At 68.2% G+C, this 16,506-nt stretch carries 17 protein-coding genes; 6 read left to right on the top strand and 11 right to left on the bottom strand.

The window, feature by feature from the left end:
* Nucleotides 1-35: 35 nt before the first annotated feature.
* Entirely contained in the window at nucleotides 36-1,106 is a 1,071-nt protein-coding gene (locus tag V4U86_RS06460; RefSeq protein ID WP_395310457.1) for an NAD(P)-dependent alcohol dehydrogenase, read from the bottom strand.
* A gap of 91 nt (nucleotides 1,107-1,197) precedes the next feature.
* The gene (locus V4U86_RS06465) at nucleotides 1,198-3,924 is read right to left on the bottom strand and encodes an ATP-binding protein (RefSeq protein WP_395310458.1); all 2,727 of its coding nucleotides are present in this window, start codon (nucleotides 3,922-3,924) and stop codon (nucleotides 1,198-1,200) included.
* 195 nt (nucleotides 3,925-4,119) lie between these two features.
* Between V4U86_RS06465 and folP the strand changes: the two genes are divergently transcribed.
* From folP to V4U86_RS06490, 5 genes are all read left to right on the top strand, one after another.
* Entirely contained in the window at nucleotides 4,120-4,944 is an 825-nt protein-coding gene (gene folP, locus V4U86_RS06470) for a dihydropteroate synthase (protein WP_395311930.1), read from the top strand.
* A gap of 106 nt (nucleotides 4,945-5,050) precedes the next feature.
* Complete coding sequence (locus V4U86_RS06475) at nucleotides 5,051-5,947, top strand: glucosyl-3-phosphoglycerate synthase (RefSeq protein ID WP_395311931.1); 897 nt, start codon at nucleotides 5,051-5,053, stop codon at nucleotides 5,945-5,947.
* A gap of 39 nt (nucleotides 5,948-5,986) precedes the next feature.
* Complete coding sequence (locus tag V4U86_RS06480; RefSeq protein WP_395310459.1) at nucleotides 5,987-6,340, top strand: DivIVA domain-containing protein; 354 nt, start codon at nucleotides 5,987-5,989, stop codon at nucleotides 6,338-6,340.
* Nucleotides 6,341-6,381: 41 nt separating this feature from the next.
* Nucleotides 6,382-6,921: a DNA-3-methyladenine glycosylase I gene (locus V4U86_RS06485; protein ID WP_395310460.1), complete on the top strand. Its 540-nt coding sequence runs from the start codon at nucleotides 6,382-6,384 to the stop codon at nucleotides 6,919-6,921.
* Between the two features lie 164 nt (nucleotides 6,922-7,085).
* Nucleotides 7,086-7,253 (top strand): DUF3117 domain-containing protein, encoded by a 168-nt coding sequence (locus V4U86_RS06490; RefSeq protein ID WP_066857137.1) that lies wholly within the window; start codon nucleotides 7,086-7,088, stop codon nucleotides 7,251-7,253.
* 38 nt (nucleotides 7,254-7,291) lie between these two features.
* Here the strand turns inward: V4U86_RS06490 and glgA are convergent, their stop codons facing one another.
* Nucleotides 7,292-8,455 carry a glycogen synthase gene (glgA, locus tag V4U86_RS06495; RefSeq protein WP_395310461.1) on the bottom strand — a complete coding sequence of 388 codons (1,164 nt, stop codon included), beginning with the start codon at nucleotides 8,453-8,455 and terminating at the stop codon, nucleotides 7,292-7,294.
* Between the two features lie 163 nt (nucleotides 8,456-8,618).
* Between glgA and glgC the strand changes: the two genes are divergently transcribed.
* Complete coding sequence (glgC, locus tag V4U86_RS06500) at nucleotides 8,619-9,833, top strand: glucose-1-phosphate adenylyltransferase (RefSeq protein ID WP_395310462.1); 1,215 nt, start codon at nucleotides 8,619-8,621, stop codon at nucleotides 9,831-9,833.
* Here the strand turns inward: glgC and V4U86_RS06505 are convergent.
* The 8 genes from V4U86_RS06505 to V4U86_RS06540 form a co-directional block, all read right to left on the bottom strand.
* Nucleotides 9,830-10,417, bottom strand: a complete 588-nt coding sequence (locus tag V4U86_RS06505; RefSeq protein WP_395310463.1) for a DUF4126 domain-containing protein — start codon at nucleotides 10,415-10,417, stop codon at nucleotides 9,830-9,832. The genes glgC and V4U86_RS06505 overlap by 4 nt on opposite strands.
* Before the next feature lie 34 nt (nucleotides 10,418-10,451).
* Nucleotides 10,452-10,637 (bottom strand): hypothetical protein, encoded by a 186-nt coding sequence (locus tag V4U86_RS06510; RefSeq protein WP_395310464.1) that lies wholly within the window; start codon nucleotides 10,635-10,637, stop codon nucleotides 10,452-10,454.
* A 30-nt stretch (nucleotides 10,638-10,667) separates the two neighbouring features.
* Nucleotides 10,668-11,342 (bottom strand): methyltransferase family protein, encoded by a 675-nt coding sequence (locus tag V4U86_RS06515; RefSeq protein WP_395310465.1) that lies wholly within the window; start codon nucleotides 11,340-11,342, stop codon nucleotides 10,668-10,670.
* A gap of 10 nt (nucleotides 11,343-11,352) precedes the next feature.
* Nucleotides 11,353-12,954 carry an ABC transporter permease gene (locus V4U86_RS06520; protein ID WP_395310466.1) on the bottom strand — a complete coding sequence of 534 codons (1,602 nt, stop codon included), beginning with the start codon at nucleotides 12,952-12,954 and terminating at the stop codon, nucleotides 11,353-11,355.
* The gene (locus V4U86_RS06525) at nucleotides 12,954-13,853 is read right to left on the bottom strand and encodes an ABC transporter ATP-binding protein (RefSeq protein ID WP_395310467.1); all 900 of its coding nucleotides are present in this window, start codon (nucleotides 13,851-13,853) and stop codon (nucleotides 12,954-12,956) included. The genes V4U86_RS06520 and V4U86_RS06525 overlap by 1 nt, the downstream gene beginning before the upstream one ends.
* Nucleotides 13,850-14,503: a TetR/AcrR family transcriptional regulator gene (locus V4U86_RS06530; RefSeq protein WP_395310468.1), complete on the bottom strand. Its 654-nt coding sequence runs from the start codon at nucleotides 14,501-14,503 to the stop codon at nucleotides 13,850-13,852. The genes V4U86_RS06525 and V4U86_RS06530 overlap by 4 nt, the downstream gene beginning before the upstream one ends.
* 137 nt (nucleotides 14,504-14,640) lie before the next feature.
* Nucleotides 14,641-15,522: a type IV toxin-antitoxin system AbiEi family antitoxin domain-containing protein gene (locus tag V4U86_RS06535; RefSeq protein WP_395310469.1), complete on the bottom strand. Its 882-nt coding sequence runs from the start codon at nucleotides 15,520-15,522 to the stop codon at nucleotides 14,641-14,643.
* A 159-nt stretch (nucleotides 15,523-15,681) separates the two neighbouring features.
* Nucleotides 15,682-16,329: an O-methyltransferase gene (locus V4U86_RS06540; protein WP_395310470.1), complete on the bottom strand. Its 648-nt coding sequence runs from the start codon at nucleotides 16,327-16,329 to the stop codon at nucleotides 15,682-15,684.
* Between the last annotated feature and the right edge of the window lie 177 nt (nucleotides 16,330-16,506).

Genomic DNA, 16,506 nt, shown 5'->3' on the forward strand with positions numbered 1-16,506 from the left:
TCCGAGACGAATTCTTCTGAGCATGAACAGTTCTCTCAGTCGTAGACGATCACGGCGCGGCCCAGCACATCGCCGCGGCCGATCGCTTCCAGAGTGTCGTTGACGTCCTCCCACCGGACCCGCGTGATGGTGTCCTTGATCTGTCCGGCCTCGGCCAGAGCCAGGACTTCGGTGAGATCGTTGTAGTTGCCCCAGAACGAGCCGAAATAGGTGTACTCCCGGGCCACCAGGGGGAACAACGGGATGTCGATCCGGTTGCCGATGAGGCCGACCGAGGCGATGGCGCCCTCGGCCGCCAACAGGCTGAACGCCAGCCTGAGAGCGTCCTCGGCGCCCGCGCACTCGATGACCGCGTCGAGTTCGGCCCGCCCGGTGAGGCTTTCGAGCTCGTCGCGGATGGCGTCCGCATCCTTGTCGCGCACGTTGATACCGTGGTCGGCGCCGTTGTTCTTGGCGATTGCCAGCTTTTCGTCGCTGCGGGCGAACGCGACGACGTCGGCGCCGCCGGAGAGCAATTTGGCGTATTGCGCGCCGTAGCTTCCGAGCCCGCCGATTCCGCTGACGCCGATGGTTCCGCCGGCCCGTAGGTGCCCGGCATCGCGTAGCTTCTTGAGACCGCGGTACGGGGTGAGTCCGGCATCGGTCAGTGGCGCCAGATTCTCCGGTGCCAGGCCGCCGTGCCCCGGCACCTTGATCAGATAGCGGTAATTGACCGGGATGTACTCCTGGTATCCGCCGTGCCGGGAGAAGCCGGCCCACACGCCGTGCGCGCAGAGTTGTTCATTGCCGTTGTGGCACTGCCGACACGCGCCGTCACCCCAGCTGCCGAACACCACCACCTGGTCGCCTTCGGCGAGCCCGGTCGACGCGGGCACTTCGGACCCGACCCCGTCGACCCAGCCGGCCACCTCATGGCCCGGGGTGATCGGGTAGTCCAACGGCAACCCGCGGTCGAAGTAGCCGTCGATGAGCTGATAATCGGTGCGGCACATACCCGCCCCTCCCACCTTGACGAGGACCTCGTCCGGGCCGATGTGGGGAATGTCCACCTCTTCCAGACGCAGGGGCTGGTGATACCCGTACATCCGCGCTGCGCGCATCTTCATCCGATGTTCTCCTTGGTCGGGGTCGGGTCGCCTTCGGAGAACATCGTGGACGCGGTACGCGGCGGTTCGCATCCGCCACCGGACAGTCTGATCAGCCGACGTCGGTGAGCGCAGCGGCGAGTTCGCCGCGCGACCGGATGCCGAGTTTGGCGAACACCTTGGCGAGGTGGTACTGCACGGTCCGGGCGCTGATGAACAGTCGTGCGCCGATTTCTGGATTCGACAACCCTTCACGGGCGAGCCTGGCGATCTGCGTTTCCTGCGCGGTCAGGTCCGAGGCGGTTTCCGGTATCGCCCGTCGCCTGGCCTTCTCGCCGGTGGCCGCCAGTTCACGGCGGGCGCGGTCGGCGAACATCTCCATCCCGATCGACCCGAACAATTCATGAGCTGCGCGCAACTCGGCGCGGGCGTGGACTCGACGGCGTTGCCGGCGAAGCCATTCGCCGTATAGCAGGTGAGTGCGGCCCAGGTCGGGTCGCAAACCTGCGGTTCGGAAGTGCTCGATGGCCCGCCGGTACAGGTCTTCGGCGGTTGCATCGTCGGCAAGTAGCGCCCGTGCGCGGGATTCGACGCCGAGACTCCAGTCGGTGTCGCTCGGGGTGGTCATCTCGATCAACCGATTCAGGGCGGCTCCGGCGGTCGAGGTATCGCCGAGGCGGGCGGCGGCTTCGACGAGTTCGGGCAGCGCCCACCAGGAGGCTCCGCCATCGCCCCGGCAGGCCGACGCGTAGGCGGCGGCGTCCCGTGCGGCCTTGTAGTCCGCGCTGCCGTTGGCCAAAACAGCCTCGGCCCAGGCGATCACCGTCAGACCGTGCCCCTCACCCCGGGTTTGCGCATCGGCGCGCGCGTCATCGCCGAGCGCCGCGAGTTCGTCGGGACGGCCCCGCCACGCCGCAAGGACGATGGCGCTGTACGGGGTCAAGGTCTTGCCCATGGCGTCGATGGCTGCGCTCATCTCGCCGGCCACCCGACCGGCCTCGTCGAAATCGCCATCGAGAAGCAGGGGCAGGAACGCCCCGCTCAGGGCCAGGGGCAGTTGGCTCACGGCGCCGGTGTCGTGAGCCAACTGGACGTAGCGGACCCCGAGACTTCGGTGCCGGTCGATGTCCCAGATCCGAGTAGCGGCGATACAGGCCAACAGCATCCATCGCAGTTCCTGATCGAGCGACATGCCCTCGCCGTAGCTGCCCAGGGCGTGTCGGAGCAGCGGGAGGCCGCGGCTGAAGTCCCCGTCGTACTGGATGGCCAAGCCGTCCAGCAGCGCATCGGCCGGTCCCAGCGAGCCGGTGTCCGAAGCGGTCGCGGACGCGGCCTTGGCCACCTCGGCTGCACCGGCAGCGCCGGCCAGCCGGCCGGCGAAGATCGCCGCGGACAAGGCATCGAGGTACGTCTCGCGCGCCAGTGTCGGGTCGATGGACTCCAACCGCTGTGCGGCACCGAGCAGCAGCGGCGCGGCGTCGCGGCCGTGGTTGCTGATGAACGCCATCTGCGCACGCACCAGGTCGGTCCGGGCCATCTGGAGTTCGGTCATCGGCGATCCCGCCGCCATCTTCAAAAGGTCCCTTGCCGCGTCGAGCATCCCGGATTGGGCCTTGGCGGTTGCCGCGGCGATGGCTCGATCACAGCGACGGGACGAGGCGCGGGTCAGCTCTGCGGAGCGCTCGAGGAAGGCCGCCGCCGCCGTCACACCGCCCCGGGATTGCGCGCGTTCCGCACAGCGGTGAAGTTCGTCGGCGACGTCATCGTCGGGAGCCACCGCAGCGTGGCCCAGATGCCAGGCTCGACGATCGGGGTCGGCGTCCGGATCGGTGGCGGCGGCCAGCGCCCCATGGAGGGCCTGGCGATCGGACAGCGGCACACCCCGATAGGCCGTCGATCGGATCAACGGATGCCGGAACCGGACCCGCCCGTCAATGCTGATCAGGCCGGCTTCCATTGCGGGTGTGACGGCCTCGGGATCGAGCGCGAGTTCGTCCACTGCCCGCCACAACAATGCCGGGTCCCCGGCCGGGTCCGCGGCCGCGAGGGCAAGCATCCGGCGCGTCGGTTCGGGCAGCGTGTCGATCTGCCGACGGAACGTCGCTTCGAGGCTGTGCGAGACCGGCGCACCGGGCGGGCCGTATCCACCGGCCAGTTCCTGGCGGGTCAGCGACCGGGGTAACTCCAGCAATGCCAGCGGGTTGCCGCGCGCTTCGGCAATGAGCCTGTCGCGGACCCGCGGGTCCACCGGCCCGCTCAAGGCGGTGGACAGCAGCGCACCGGATTCGTCGTCGCTCAGCCCGTCTATGTGCAACTGCGGCAGTCCGGTGAGGTCGAGCCCCGGGGAACGCGTGCCGAAAACGATCGCGACCGATTCTGCGCCCAGGCGTCGGGCCACGAAAGCCAGGATCTGCGCCGACGCGCCGTCGAGCCATTGCTGATCATCGACCAGCACGAGCAAGGGCTGGTCTTCGGCGGCATCCGCCAACAGACTCAGTACCGCGAGCCCGACCAGGAATCGATCGGGCGGAGAACCGGTATCGGCCCCGAATGCACGACGCACGGCCCTCTGCTGGGGCACGGGCAGGCGTCCGCTCCGGCCCCACAACGGGGTGCACAGTTGGTGCAAGGCGGCGAACGCCAAGTCCATCTCGGACTCGATCCCGGCGATCCGGATGACCCGGCAGCCCACGGCTTGTTGTGCCAGTTCATCGAGTAGAGCCGTTTTTCCGATGCCGGCGTCTCCGCTGAGGACCAGAGCAGCGCTGCCGCCGTCTCGGATCGTTCGGATGAGGAAGTCGAGGGCGACGCACTCCGCGTGCCGGCCGACCAGCGCCATTTCTACTCCCGCAGCATGACCCCCCGACCGGCCCGGCAACCAATTTAGCGGCTTCGCACCGCGTCTGCCCAGCGAAAATGCGCCGGATCCGGCGGCCTATAGCCTGGACGGGTGCACACGACGACCTCGCAGGCTGACCGACGCGACGGGAGAACATTCCTCGGCCGCCCGGTGGCCGCCGACCGAGCGCTCATCATGGCGATCGTCAACCGCACCCCGGACTCCTTCTACGACCGCGGCGCCACGTTCACCGATGAGGCGGCAAAGGAGGCCGCCCACCGGGTGATCGCCGAGGGCGCCGACATCGTCGACATCGGGGGCGTCAAGGCCGGCCCGGGTAACACCGTGGACTCCGACGAGGAGATCGCCCGGGTGGTGCCGTTCATCGAATGGCTGCGCGGCGCCTATCCCGACCAACTGATCAGCGTGGACACCTGGCGCGCGACCGTGGCCAAGCAGGCCTGCGCCGCCGGTGCGGATCTCATCAACGACACCTGGGCCGGGGCCGACCCGGGACTGCCCGAGGTGGCCGCCGAGTTCAAGGCCGGGCTGGTCTGTTCGCACACCGGCGGAGCCGTTCCGCGGACCCGCCCGTTCCGGGTGAACTACGGCATCACCGAGCGCGGGGTGGTCGACGACGTCATCGCGGAGGTGACCTCGGCGGCTGAACACGCAGTCGCCGTCGGTGTGCCGCGGGAGGCGATCGTGATCGATCCCACCCATGATTTCGGCAAGAACACTTACCACGGTCTTAGTTTGTTGCGCCATGTGAAAGATCTTGTAAACACGGGATGGCCGGTCCTGATGGCCCTGAGTAACAAGGATTTTGTCGGGGAGACTCTGGGTGTGGGACTGACCGAACGCCTGGAGGGCACGCTGGCGGCAACGGCTCTGGCCGCCGCCGACGGAGCCGCCATGTTCCGGGTTCACGAGGTCGGTCCCACTCGACGCGTACTGGAAATGGTCGCGTCGATCCGCGGATCGCGTCCGCCGACGCGCACGGTAAGGGGACTGGCATGACGTACAGCGAGCAGCCGAAGGCGTATCGCGCATGACTCTCATATCGGAGCTGACACCAGAACTGGGCGAGATCGACGAGACTGACGCGGTGACGGGGCACCGCTGGATGACGGACCACAGTTTCGGTCGTCCGTCCTGGACGGTGGAGGAGTTGGTCGCCGCGAAAGCGGGCCGCACCGTCTCGGTGGTGTTGCCGGCCCTCAACGAGGAGGAGACCGTCGCTTCGGTGGTGGAGACCATCACCCCGTTGCTCGGTGGTCTGGTCGACGAACTGATCGTGCTGGACTCCGGGTCCACCGACGACACCGAGATCCGGGCCCTGGCCGCGGGTGCCCGGGTGGTCAGCCGCGAGGTGGCGCTGCCCGAGCTGGCGCCGCGTCCCGGCAAGGGCGAGGTGCTGTGGCGGTCGCTGGCCGCCACCACCGGGGACCTGGTGGTGTTCGTCGACTCCGATCTGATCGATCCGGATCCGATGTTCGTGCCCAAACTGCTGGGGCCGCTGCTGACCACCGAGGGTGTGCACCTGGTCAAGGGTTTCTACCGGCGGCCGCTCAAGGTGAGCGGCAGTGAGGACAAGAATGGTGGCGGACGGGTCACCGAACTGGTCGCCAGGCCGCTGCTTGCGGCGCTGCGCCCCGAGCTCACGTGCGTCCTGCAGCCGCTGGGCGGCGAGTACGCCGGCACCCGGGAGCTGTTGACCTCGGTGCCGTTCGCCCCCGGCTACGGCGTCGAGATCGGTCTGCTGGTCGACACCTACAACCGGTTCGGGCTCGACGGGATCGCCCAGGTCAATCTGGGGGTGCGTGAGCACCGCAACCGGCCGCTGACCGAACTGGCGTCCATGAGCCGGCAGGTGATCGCCACGCTGCTGTCCCGCTGCGGCATCGAGGACTCCGGCGTCGGACTCACCCAGTTCTTCGCCGACGGCGACGACTACACCGCCCGCACCTCGTCGGTGTCGCTGGCCGACCGGCCGCCGATGAACACACTGCGGCCGCGTTAGCGTCCTGAACTGTCACACCGGTAGGGCAGTATCGAGAACGTGACGCTGATACTGCTGTACCTGGTGGTGCTGATCCTCGTCGGTGCCGTGTTGTTTGCCCTGGGCAGTGTGTTGTTCGGCCGCGGCGAGCAACTGCCGCCGTTGCCCCACGGCACCACGGCGACGGTGCTGCCCGCCTCCGGGGTGACCGGCAGCGACGTCGAGCAGGTGAAGTTCACCCAGACGCTGCGCGGCTACAAGACCGGCGAGGTGGACTGGGTGCTGGACCGCCTCGGCGCCGAACTCGACTCGCTGCGTGGCGAGTTGGCCGCGCTGCGAGCCGCCTACGGCGTCGAGGATGACCAGCCGCAGGCCGAGCACGAGCCCGCACACGCCCGCTCGGATGAATCGTGAGCGAGTCGGCGGCGGCCGACGGTCGCATTCGATGTGGCTGGGTGCCAACCGATTCCAGCCCCAACGGGGTGCTCTACCGGGAGTACCACGACACCGAGTGGGGCATGCCGCTGCGCGGCACGGTGCCGCTGTTCGAACGGGTCAGCCTGGAGGCCTTCCAGAGCGGGTTGTCCTGGCTGACCATTCTGCGCAAGCGGGAGGGGTTCCGGCGTGCGTTCTCCGGCTTCGAGGTGGACAAGGTGGCCCGCTTCACCGACCGGGACATCGCCCGGCTGATGGAGGATGCCGAGATCGTGCGCAACCGCGCCAAGATCGAGGCGACGATCAACAACGCCCGCGTGATCGCCGATCTGGATGTCGAGCTGTCGGATTTGCTGTGGTCATTCGCGCCGCCGGCCCGGCCGCGGCCGGCCCAGCTGTCCGCAGTACCGGCGGTCACCCCGGAATCCACCGCGATGGCCAAGGAACTCAAGCGCCGGGGATTCCGTTTCGTGGGACCGACGACGGCATACGCACTGATGCAGGCGACCGGCATGGTCGACGACCACACGGCCTCCTGCTGGGTCCCGGCACGGGCGTAGCCGCTGTCGATCCGGTCACGGTCGGGGCCTTTCGCCGGGTCTTTTCACACCGCAGCGCTGCCATAGGGAACAATAGGAGAAGTTCAGTACCAATTCTGTGCCGGTACATGCCGGCTTGATCGGGTCCGTCCCGTGCGGGCCGGCTCACGCGGAGGGAGCACACGATGGCGGCGATGAAGCCCCGGACCGGTGACGGTCCATTGGAAGCGACCAAAGAGGGGCGCGGCATCGTGATGCGGGTACCACTGGAAGGCGGTGGCCGGCTCGTCGTGGAGTTGACTCCCGATGAGGCCGCCGCGCTCGGCGAAGAACTCAAGAATGTGACCAGCTAGGCGCAGGCCCCCAAGGCGCCGCGCAGCCGGAGATCCGGCTAGCGGGTCACCAGGTTGTAGATCCGAAGAGTCTCCTCGGCGATGTGCGCCCAGGAGAACTCTTCAATGCACCGCTGCCGGCCCGCCGCGCCGTAGCGGCGTGCCCGCTCCGGTTCGGCTACCAGGCTGTTGACCGCCTCGGCGAGCCGGGTCTCGTAGGACGCGGTGTCGGTGGCGTCGTAGTGCACCAGCAGCCCCGTCTGCCCGTCGGCCACCACCTCGGGGATGCCGCCGACATCGCTGGCGACCACCGCCGTCGAACAGGCCATCGCCTCCAGATTCACGATGCCCAGCGGCTCGTACACCGACGGGCACACGAAAACGGCTGACGCCGAGAGAATTTCACGGATCCTGTCGGTCGGCAGCATCTCCCGCACCCAGAACACACCGGACCGCGCCGCGGCCAGATCCTGCACCGCGGCGCTGACCTCCGCCGCGATCTCCGGGGTATCCGGGGCGCCGGCGCAGAGCACCAACTGGATCTCCGGATCGAATTTGTGTGCCGCCGCGACCAGATGGGCGACGCCCTTCTGCCGGGTGATCCGCCCGACGAACGCCACGATCGGCCGGTTCGGGTCGACCCCGAGTTCGGCCAGCACCGAGCCCGCCGGGGCCGGGTCAGCCGGGTACCAGACGGCGGTGTCGATGCCGTTGCGCACCACGTGCACCCGCGCCGGGTCCAGCGCCGGATAGGTGGCCAGCACGTCGTTGCGCATGCCGGAGCTCACCGCGATCACCGCGTCGGCCGCTTCCACGGCGGTGCGTTCCACCCAGGACGACACCCGGTACCCGCCGCCGAGCTGCTCGGCCTTCCAGGGCCGCATCGGTTCCAGCGAGTGGGCGGTCAGCACGTGCGGGATGCCGTGCAGCAGCGCGGCCAGATGGCCCGCCATCCCGGTGTACCAGGTGTGCGAATGCGCCACCGTCGCTCCGGCCGCCGCGTTCGCCATCACCAGATCCGCCGACAGCGTCGACAGCGCGGGGTTGGCGCCGGCCAGCGCCGGGTCGGGTGCCGCGACGATCGCGGTGTCCCGCGGCGCGCCCATGCAGTGCACGTCCACCTCGCACAGCCGCCGCAGCTGCGCGACGAGCTCGGTCACGTGTACACCTGCCCCGCCGTACACCTCTGGCGGATACTCCCGGGACATCATCGCCACGCGCATGTGAGCACGGTAACGGGCGGCCGATCGCGGCGCACCCCTCATCCAATTCGCGAATCATGATCAGCGCCCGGGCATGTCGACCGGCGCTCATACACCGTGACCATCAGGACTTCGATCGGGCGTTTGGCTAGCCGCGCTGCGGCAGGCCAGATAGGTTGGCAGCATGAGGGAAGCGCCACATGTGCTGGGCATCGTCCTGGCTGGAGGGGAGGGTAAACGGCTTTACCCGCTCACGGCAGACCGGGCGAAGCCGGCGGTGCCCTTCGGCGGCGGCTACCGGTTGATCGACTTCGTGCTGTCGAACCTCGTGAACGCCCGGTTCCTGCGCATCTGCGTTCTGACGCAATACAAATCGCATTCGCTGGACCGGCACATCTCGCAGAACTGGCGGCTGTCCGGGCTCGCCGGTGAGTACATCACGCCGGTTCCCGCCCAGCAGCGGCTCGGCCCCCGCTGGTACACCGGCTCGGCCGACGCCATCTACCAGTCGATGAACCTGATCTACGACGAGGACCCGGACTACATCGTCATCTTCGGTGCCGACCACGTGTACCGGATGGATCCCGAACAGATGCTGCAGCACCACATCGAGAGTGGAGCCGGTGCCACGGTGGCCGGCATCCGGGTGCCGCGTTCGGAGGCCTCGGCGTTCGGCTGTATCGACGCCGACGACTCCGGCCGCATCCGGGGCTGGGTGGAGAAGCCCGCCGACCCGCCCGGCACCCCGGACGATCCGGAACAGACCTTCGCTTCGATGGGCAACTACATCTTCACCACCAAGGTGCTCATCGACGCCATCAAGGCCGACGCCGACGAGGACCACTCCGATCACGACATGGGCGGCGACATCATCCCGCGCTTGGTCGCCGACGGGATGGCCGGCGTCTACGACTTCGACGACAACGAGGTGCCCGGCGCCACCGAACGCGATCACGGCTACTGGCGTGACGTCGGGACCCTGGACGCGTTCTACGACGCGCACATGGATCTGGTCTCGGTGCATCCGGTGTTCAACCTGTACAACAAGCGTTGGCCGATCCGCGGCGGCGCGGAGAACCTGGCGCCGGCCAAGTTCGTCAACGGTGGATCCGCACAGGAATCCGTGGTGGGGGCCGGCAGCATCATCTCGGCTGCCTCGGTGCGCAATTCGGTGTTGTCGTCCAACGTCGCCATCGAGGACGGCGCCATCGTCGAGGGCAGCGTGCTGATGCCCGGCGTGCGGATCGGTCGCGGTGCGGTGGTGCGCCGGGCGATCCTGGACAAGAACGTGGTCGTCGGCCCCGGCGAAATGGTGGGGGTGGACCTGGATAAGGACCGCGAGCGGTTCTCCATCAGCTCCGGCGGCGTGGTCGCCGTCGGAAAGGGCGTGTGGATCTAGCCGGTCGCGGTCCGGTTGCGCTTCCGTCGGCGCCACACCTGCAAGACCGCGAACGCGACGAGTGCCAGCACGGCCAGTACCAGCAGCGGTAGCAGCAGTGAGACGAACACCAGTCCGACGCTGGTGACGTCCTCGGCGGTGCTCAGTACCGGCGCGGCCATGCCCGCCGAGCCCAGGTTGGCGACCGGGCGGACCGCGGATTTGGTCAGCGACACGACCAGTGCGGTGACGATGCCGATGACGACGCCGATCCACTGGCCCGAGGCGGCGAAGGCCCCCGGATCGGCAACGGCCGCGGTCTCGGCCGCGGTGCCGGAGCCGAAGACGATGCCTCCGGCGGTCGGGCGCACGAAGGTCTGCACGACGTCGTTCACCGAGTCCAGCGCGGGGATCTTGTCCGCGACGATCTCGACCACCAGCAGCACCGCCACGATCAGCATCACCCAGCCGTTCTCCAGCCAGGACCAGCCGACGGGCAAGGCGACCAGATCGGTGTACCGGGATAGCAACCCCAGGGCCAGCAGCGGGATGTAGGCGTTCAGTCCCGCCGCGGTCGCCAGGCCGAACCCGGTGAGCAGTTCCATCTGATCAGTATGCGATCCGACGGCGCGGAACCAGCTAGCTTCGGCGCGGGTTGGCCTTGCCGGTCGGGCGGTCGTGCGGGGGAACCACCGGGGTGTTGCGCGGGGTGCGTCCCTTACCGGCGACCGTGGCGATCGTGCGCCGGCAGCGCGGGCAGATCGGTTTGCCGGCGATGTCGACCGTCCAGTTCTTCCCGCCACCCGGGCACGGTTTTGCGGTCATGGATGCAAACTGTATCTCCGCGGCGGCGGGTCACCACAGGTAGGGAACGAGCCGATGCCGGACCCGGGTTCGATACTCGCGGTAGCCGGGCAGTCGGTCGGTCAGCAGCGCCTCCTCGTCGAGGATCCGGACGGCCAGTACGGCCAGCATCGGGATGAGCACGAGTAGTCCCCACCACGAACCCAGCGCCGGCGGGGTCCCGATCATCATCACCGTCACGGCGCTGTACATCGGGTGCCGCACCCACGCGTACAGACCGGTCGACACCAACGGCTGATCGGCCTCCACGGTGATGTTGGCTGCGGCATAACGGTTCTGGAGGATCACCACCTGCGCCGCACTCAGCCCGACCGCCACCAGAACCAGCCCGGCGATGGTGACCGCCGTCGGCACCGTCGACCAGCCGAAGCGGTGATCGAGCGCGCTGACGATCAGGCACGCGCCGGACGCGACGGTGTATCCGACCGCGACGAGGCGTTGAGTCGGACGGGTTTCGGCCGTCGGACCGGCATGCAGGCGGCGCTGCAGCGTCGCCGGGTCGGTGACCGCCAGGTAGACGCTCGGGCCCAGCGTGGTGATCATGAACACCACCAGGTAAGCCCAGCCCTGCCAGTAGTGCACGGTCCCGGCCGGTATGAACAGGACCGCACCGAAGAAGACCAGGCCGGCCAGTGTGGACGCGATGAACTTTATGACGAGCTTCATCTCGTGCCTCCTACACAGCATCTCGATTTCGGTAGATCTGCCCGGCAGCCAGGCAGAGTCCCGCCGCGACTACGGCCATGACGGCGAGCGCGGTCACCGGGAAATCGGTTGGCGCCGTGGTCTGCCCGACCGGTGAGAGGTCCAGCAGCCACTGCGGCAGCCGCAGCAGCGCACCGAGATACAGCGACGCCACCACGAAGGTGACCGCCAGCCAGCCGATCCAGGGCCGGCGCAGCGCGACGGCCAGGGCCGCGACCGCGGCCAGCACCGCCATGGCCGGGATGTGGGCGAGCGCGGCCAGCGTGAGCCGCGCGATCAGGGCCGGCTCGCCAAGGGTGAGGCCGGCCCCCAGCCCATTGCCCAACCCGGCGCACAACAGCAGTGCGCCCGCCCCGGCCAGGGCGGCGGCCACCGCGGTCAGCAGCCACTGCCAACGGGATACCGCGCCGGCCAGGACGGGTTCGGACAGCCCGGATTCCTCGTCGCTGAAGGTGCGCAGCACCGCCGAGACGACATAACCACCGGCCGCCGCGGCCAGGAACTGGGTCATGGTGGTGTAGACCCCGTCGGTGCCCGAGACCGCGAGCACCCGGGCCAGCAGTTCGTTGTCGGCCGCGGCGTTCAGCAGCGAGTTCGTCATCGACCCGAAAGCCAGCCCGGCCAGGAACAATCCGATACCCCACCCGATCAGCTGACCGCGGGCCAAGGTGAGATGCAGGACGAACACGTTCGGAATCGGGTGGGCGCCGGGGCGATCGCCGGTGGATCTGATGATGCCGTCGTCGTACTGGCGCCGTCCTTCCAGGACCGCGGCGGCGCCGATCAACACGACGGTCAGCGCGATCAGCAGGACCAGTGGCCACCAGCGCAGGTCGACGAACGCCCGCATCTGCTGCGCCCAGGCGATGGGGGAGCACCAGCTCAGCGCGCTGCCGGATCGGTCGATGACATCGCCGACACCACGGATCAGGGCGGCCAGCGCCAGCACACCCATCGCGGCGCCGGTGGCGGTGCGCGCCTGTCGCCACAGCTGCGCGGTGACGGCGGCCACCGCGCCGAACATCGTTGCCACCCCGGTGATCCCGAGGCTCATGGCGGCGCTGTCGGGGAGGTCGAACCCGGCGATGGTCAGCGAGACGGTCATCGTGGCGGTGAGGATGATGTTGACGGCGCCGATCAGCAGCAGTGCCGCGGCGGTGCGCGCGTAGCGGCCGACCACCGAGGACAGCACCAGTTCGGCGGTGCCGCTCTCCTCGTCGCGGCGGGTGTGCCGGATGACGGTGAGGACGGCCAGAATCGAGGTCGCGACGATCATGGTCAGCATCAGCTCGTTGGCGACCATGGCGCCCAGCGCCGTTTCGTTCCGCCCGAACATCGGCCCGCCCATGATGGTCCCGGCCGGGGTCTGCATCAGGTTGATCCGGGCCAGGCGCTGTTCCTCACCCGGATACGCCAGTTTCAGCGCGCCGGGGGTGTAGGCCATCAGCAGGGTCAGCAGCGACACCCACACCGTGAGCCGGATACGGTCCCGGCGCAAGGCCAGTCGCAGCAGGGTCGCGGTGCCGGTGATCGGTGACTCGGCCGCCGGCGCCCGGTGCGCGGTTATGGTCATCAGCTGACCGCCCGGTACTCGCGGAGGAACAGGTCCTCCAAAGAGGCCGGCGTCACCGACAGTTCATCGATGCCGAGGGTGGCCAGCCGGTCCATGGTGCCGTCGAGCTCGGCACGGTCCACCGAGAAGCTCAGCTGCCCGTCCCGGTCGCTGAAGTCATGGATGTAGGGCAGGTCGCGCAGCGCGGTGCCGTCGCCGCGGGTGCGGACGGTCACGCTGGTGCGCATCAGGTCCCGCAGTTCGGCAAGTGCGCCGGAGCGGACCGTGCGCCCGGCCCGGATGATGGTGACGTTGTCGCAGAGCTTCTCGACCTCGGCGAGGATGTGGCTGGACAGCAGGACCGCCGCTCCGCGTCCCGCGGCCTCCGTGACGCATTGCTGAAAGGTTTTGTCCATCAACGGATCCAGTCCAGAGGTGGGTTCGTCGAGGATGTACATTTCGGCATCGGTGCTGAAGGCGGCGATGATGGCGACCTTCTGCCGGTTGCCCTTGGAATAGGTGCGGGCCGTCTTGTGCGGGTCCAGCTCGAAACGCTCGATCAACTCGTCGCGGCGCCGGGTGTCGGCGCCGCCGCGCAGGCGGGCCAAGAAGTCCATCGCCTGTGCTCCGGTGAGATTGGGCCACAGGTTGACATCCCCAGGTACATAGGCGATCCGGCGGTGCAGGGCGACGGCGTCGTGCCACGGGTCGCCGCCGAGCAGGCGCACGGTGCCGCCGTCGGCGCGCAGCAGTCCGAGAAGGACCCGGATGGTCGTGGACTTCCCGGCACCGTTGGGGCCGAGGAACCCGGTGACATCGCCGGGGGAGACCGTCAGGTCCAGTCCGTCCAGCGCCTTGTTGCGGCCGAATTTCTTTGTCAGGTTCTGGATTTCGACTGCGGGTGCGGATGGGTGCGTCATCGGCGTGCTCCTTCGTCGGCTGGGTGGGTGCGGTCGTGTTCGGCCCGGAACGCGTCGTACATGGTGGAGTCGGTCATCAGCCCGTTGGTGTAGAGCTCCAGCGCGGGCAGCATCATGTCCTCGGCGTAGTCGCGCAGCACGGCGCGCACATCGGTGGGGTTATCGTGCAGCTGGAGGTAGAGCAGAAACCCGCCGCCACCGATGATTCCGAGGAACCTGGCCCGCGCCTTGGGGTCGTGGCTCGGCTTGACGGTGCCGGCCCGCACGCCCATCTCCAGATAGTCCTCGGTGTTGTCCAGCATCTTGGTCCAGAACGACTTGGCGAGGTCGCCGCCGGCCTGCATGCTGCGCACCAGGTAGGCCATCATCGGCGCGTACTCCTCGATCTCGGCCATCTGGGCCAGCCAGGTGCCTGGGTCCGAAGACTGGATGGTCTCCGCCTTCGAGCCGTGGATCTGCTCGGCGATGTAGTCGTCGCACATCTTGCGCAGCGCGTCCTTGGAACCGAAGTGGTGGATGACCAACCCGGCGCTGACGCCGGCCTCGGCGGCGATCGCGCGCACGCTGGTACCGAAGCCGTGCTGCCCGAACTGCCGGATGGCCGCATCCCGGATCCGGGCGGTGGTGGTCAGATCGTCGGCTGAACGCATGTTCAATACACTAAACACGCGTTCAGTCACCGTCAAGGGATTGCTCCCGCTTTCCGGCGAGAAGACGCAAAACTGACGCAATTTCGCCCCTATTTCGACAGTTTTGCGTCTGCTCGCAGGCGGGAGGTGCTTTGGTTTCAGCTCGCGCGCCGCGGGCGCTCAAGATGTCCGAAGATCCTGTTCACCAGCTGATCTGGGTACCGCCTGACGTCATCGATGACGATGGGGAGCGAGGTCCAGCCGCATTCCTGCAGTCTGGCCACTTTCATGCGGTCGTGTCGCAACGCGGCGGGGTTCGCGTGCCATTCCATGCTTTCGTATTCGGCGACCAACATGGCTTGTGGCCAGGCGAAATCGACGCGCCAGAGCTTTCCGTACCGGTCAACGATCTCGTACTGCAGTTCCGGGGACGGCAGGCCCCCGTCGTGAAAGACCAGCCGAGCTTCGCTCTCCATCGGTGACTCGGATCGGGGGTCGGCAAGTGGCAGCAGGGACCGGACCGCCACGATCCCGCGCCGCCCATGCTGCTCGACCACAGTATTTGCCAGTTGCAGTGCGGTACAGCGTTGTGAGCGCAGCACGGCGTCGAGTACGCCGAGGATGCGTCCGCGTCGAACCGTGCGCCCGATCTCGATGGCGGTCCACGCCGGTGTGGTCGCCAATCGGCCGCCGACCCTGCACAGCGGCGCTCCGACGCGCTGGTGCACCGAAAGTTCCGGTGTCGACCGCAGTCGCACGCCCGGATCAAGGATGTGCAGGCGGTGGTCGTGGTCGGTGTCGAAACCGAAGAGCTCGGCGGCGGTATGCAGGCATGCCACGATTTCGGTGCGCGACAACAAGTCCAGCGCAGCAAGCCGCACCGACGTGTCGGGCGGAGTCGAGGAATACACGCCGTGGCTGACCCGAAAGATCGTCCCGGCGCGCAGCCGGCGCGCGATGGTGCGATGCGAGGCGACCTCGAGGAGTTGTCGAGCTGTGGCGAGGCCACCGTGGGCGGCGAGCACGTCGTCGATGGCCATGAAGGGATCGTCGGCGGTGGTCGACGTTCAACCAAGGACGGGGCTGCGGTGCCTGTGGATACAACGGTGAGCAGACGCATACCTGCCCTTTTTCGGGCGATTTTGGTCAGTTTTACGTCTGCTCGCGGGACAGGAGGGCGGGAGGGCGCCGGCAAAAGGTCAGTCGCGTGCGGCGGCGAGCAGACCGTCGCCGAGCGGGATCAACACCGGGGTGAACCGCTCGTCCTCGGCGATCAGCCGGGCTGCCTCTCGCACCGCGCTGACCTCGGCGTCGTTGGCCGATGCATCACCGGCGCGGCCGCCGAGCGCGGCACGGTGCACCACGATGGCGCCACCTGGGCGCAGCAGGCGCACCGCCTCGGCCACGAACTGCGGCTGATCGGTCGGGACGGCATCGATGAAGACCAGATCGTAGGACTCGTCGGCCAGTCGGGGCAGCACCTCCTGGGCGCGGCCGCTGATCAGCCGCGTGCGGGACGGGCCGACGCCCGCCTCGCTGAACGCCTGCTTGGCCAGCCGCTGGTACTCGGGCTCGACATCGATCGTGGTCAGGACTCCGTCTTCGCGCATCCCGGCCAGCAACCACAAACCGCTGACCCCCGCGCCGGTGCCGACCTCGACCACCGCCTTGGCCCCGGTGAGCCGGGCCAGCACGCTCAGCAGCGCCCCGACGGCCGGGGTGACGGCGCCGGCGCCGCTGTCCACGGCACGGTCACGGGCAGCGGCGGTCACCTCGTCCTCGCTGATCGACTGCTCCGCGTGCGAGACGATCGACAGGGCGCGAGCGGAATCGTCGGTGCTGGCCATGCCCGCAGCGTAGGCCGAACCCGGATCGCCCGAGTCGCGACACGCCCGCCTGTGATGGGTAAATCACACCTGGAATCGCCGGGTTTTCCCTGGTCGTCGACCGGGTATCTGCTTTCTCAGGTTTTGTTCAGTTTGCTCATATGCCAGGCACACCCCGGTCGGAGACGGTACTTCCCA

This window comes from Mycobacterium sp. AMU20-3851 (genome assembly GCF_043974665.1).
Classification (GTDB): Bacteria; Actinomycetota; Actinomycetes; order Mycobacteriales; family Mycobacteriaceae; genus Mycobacterium.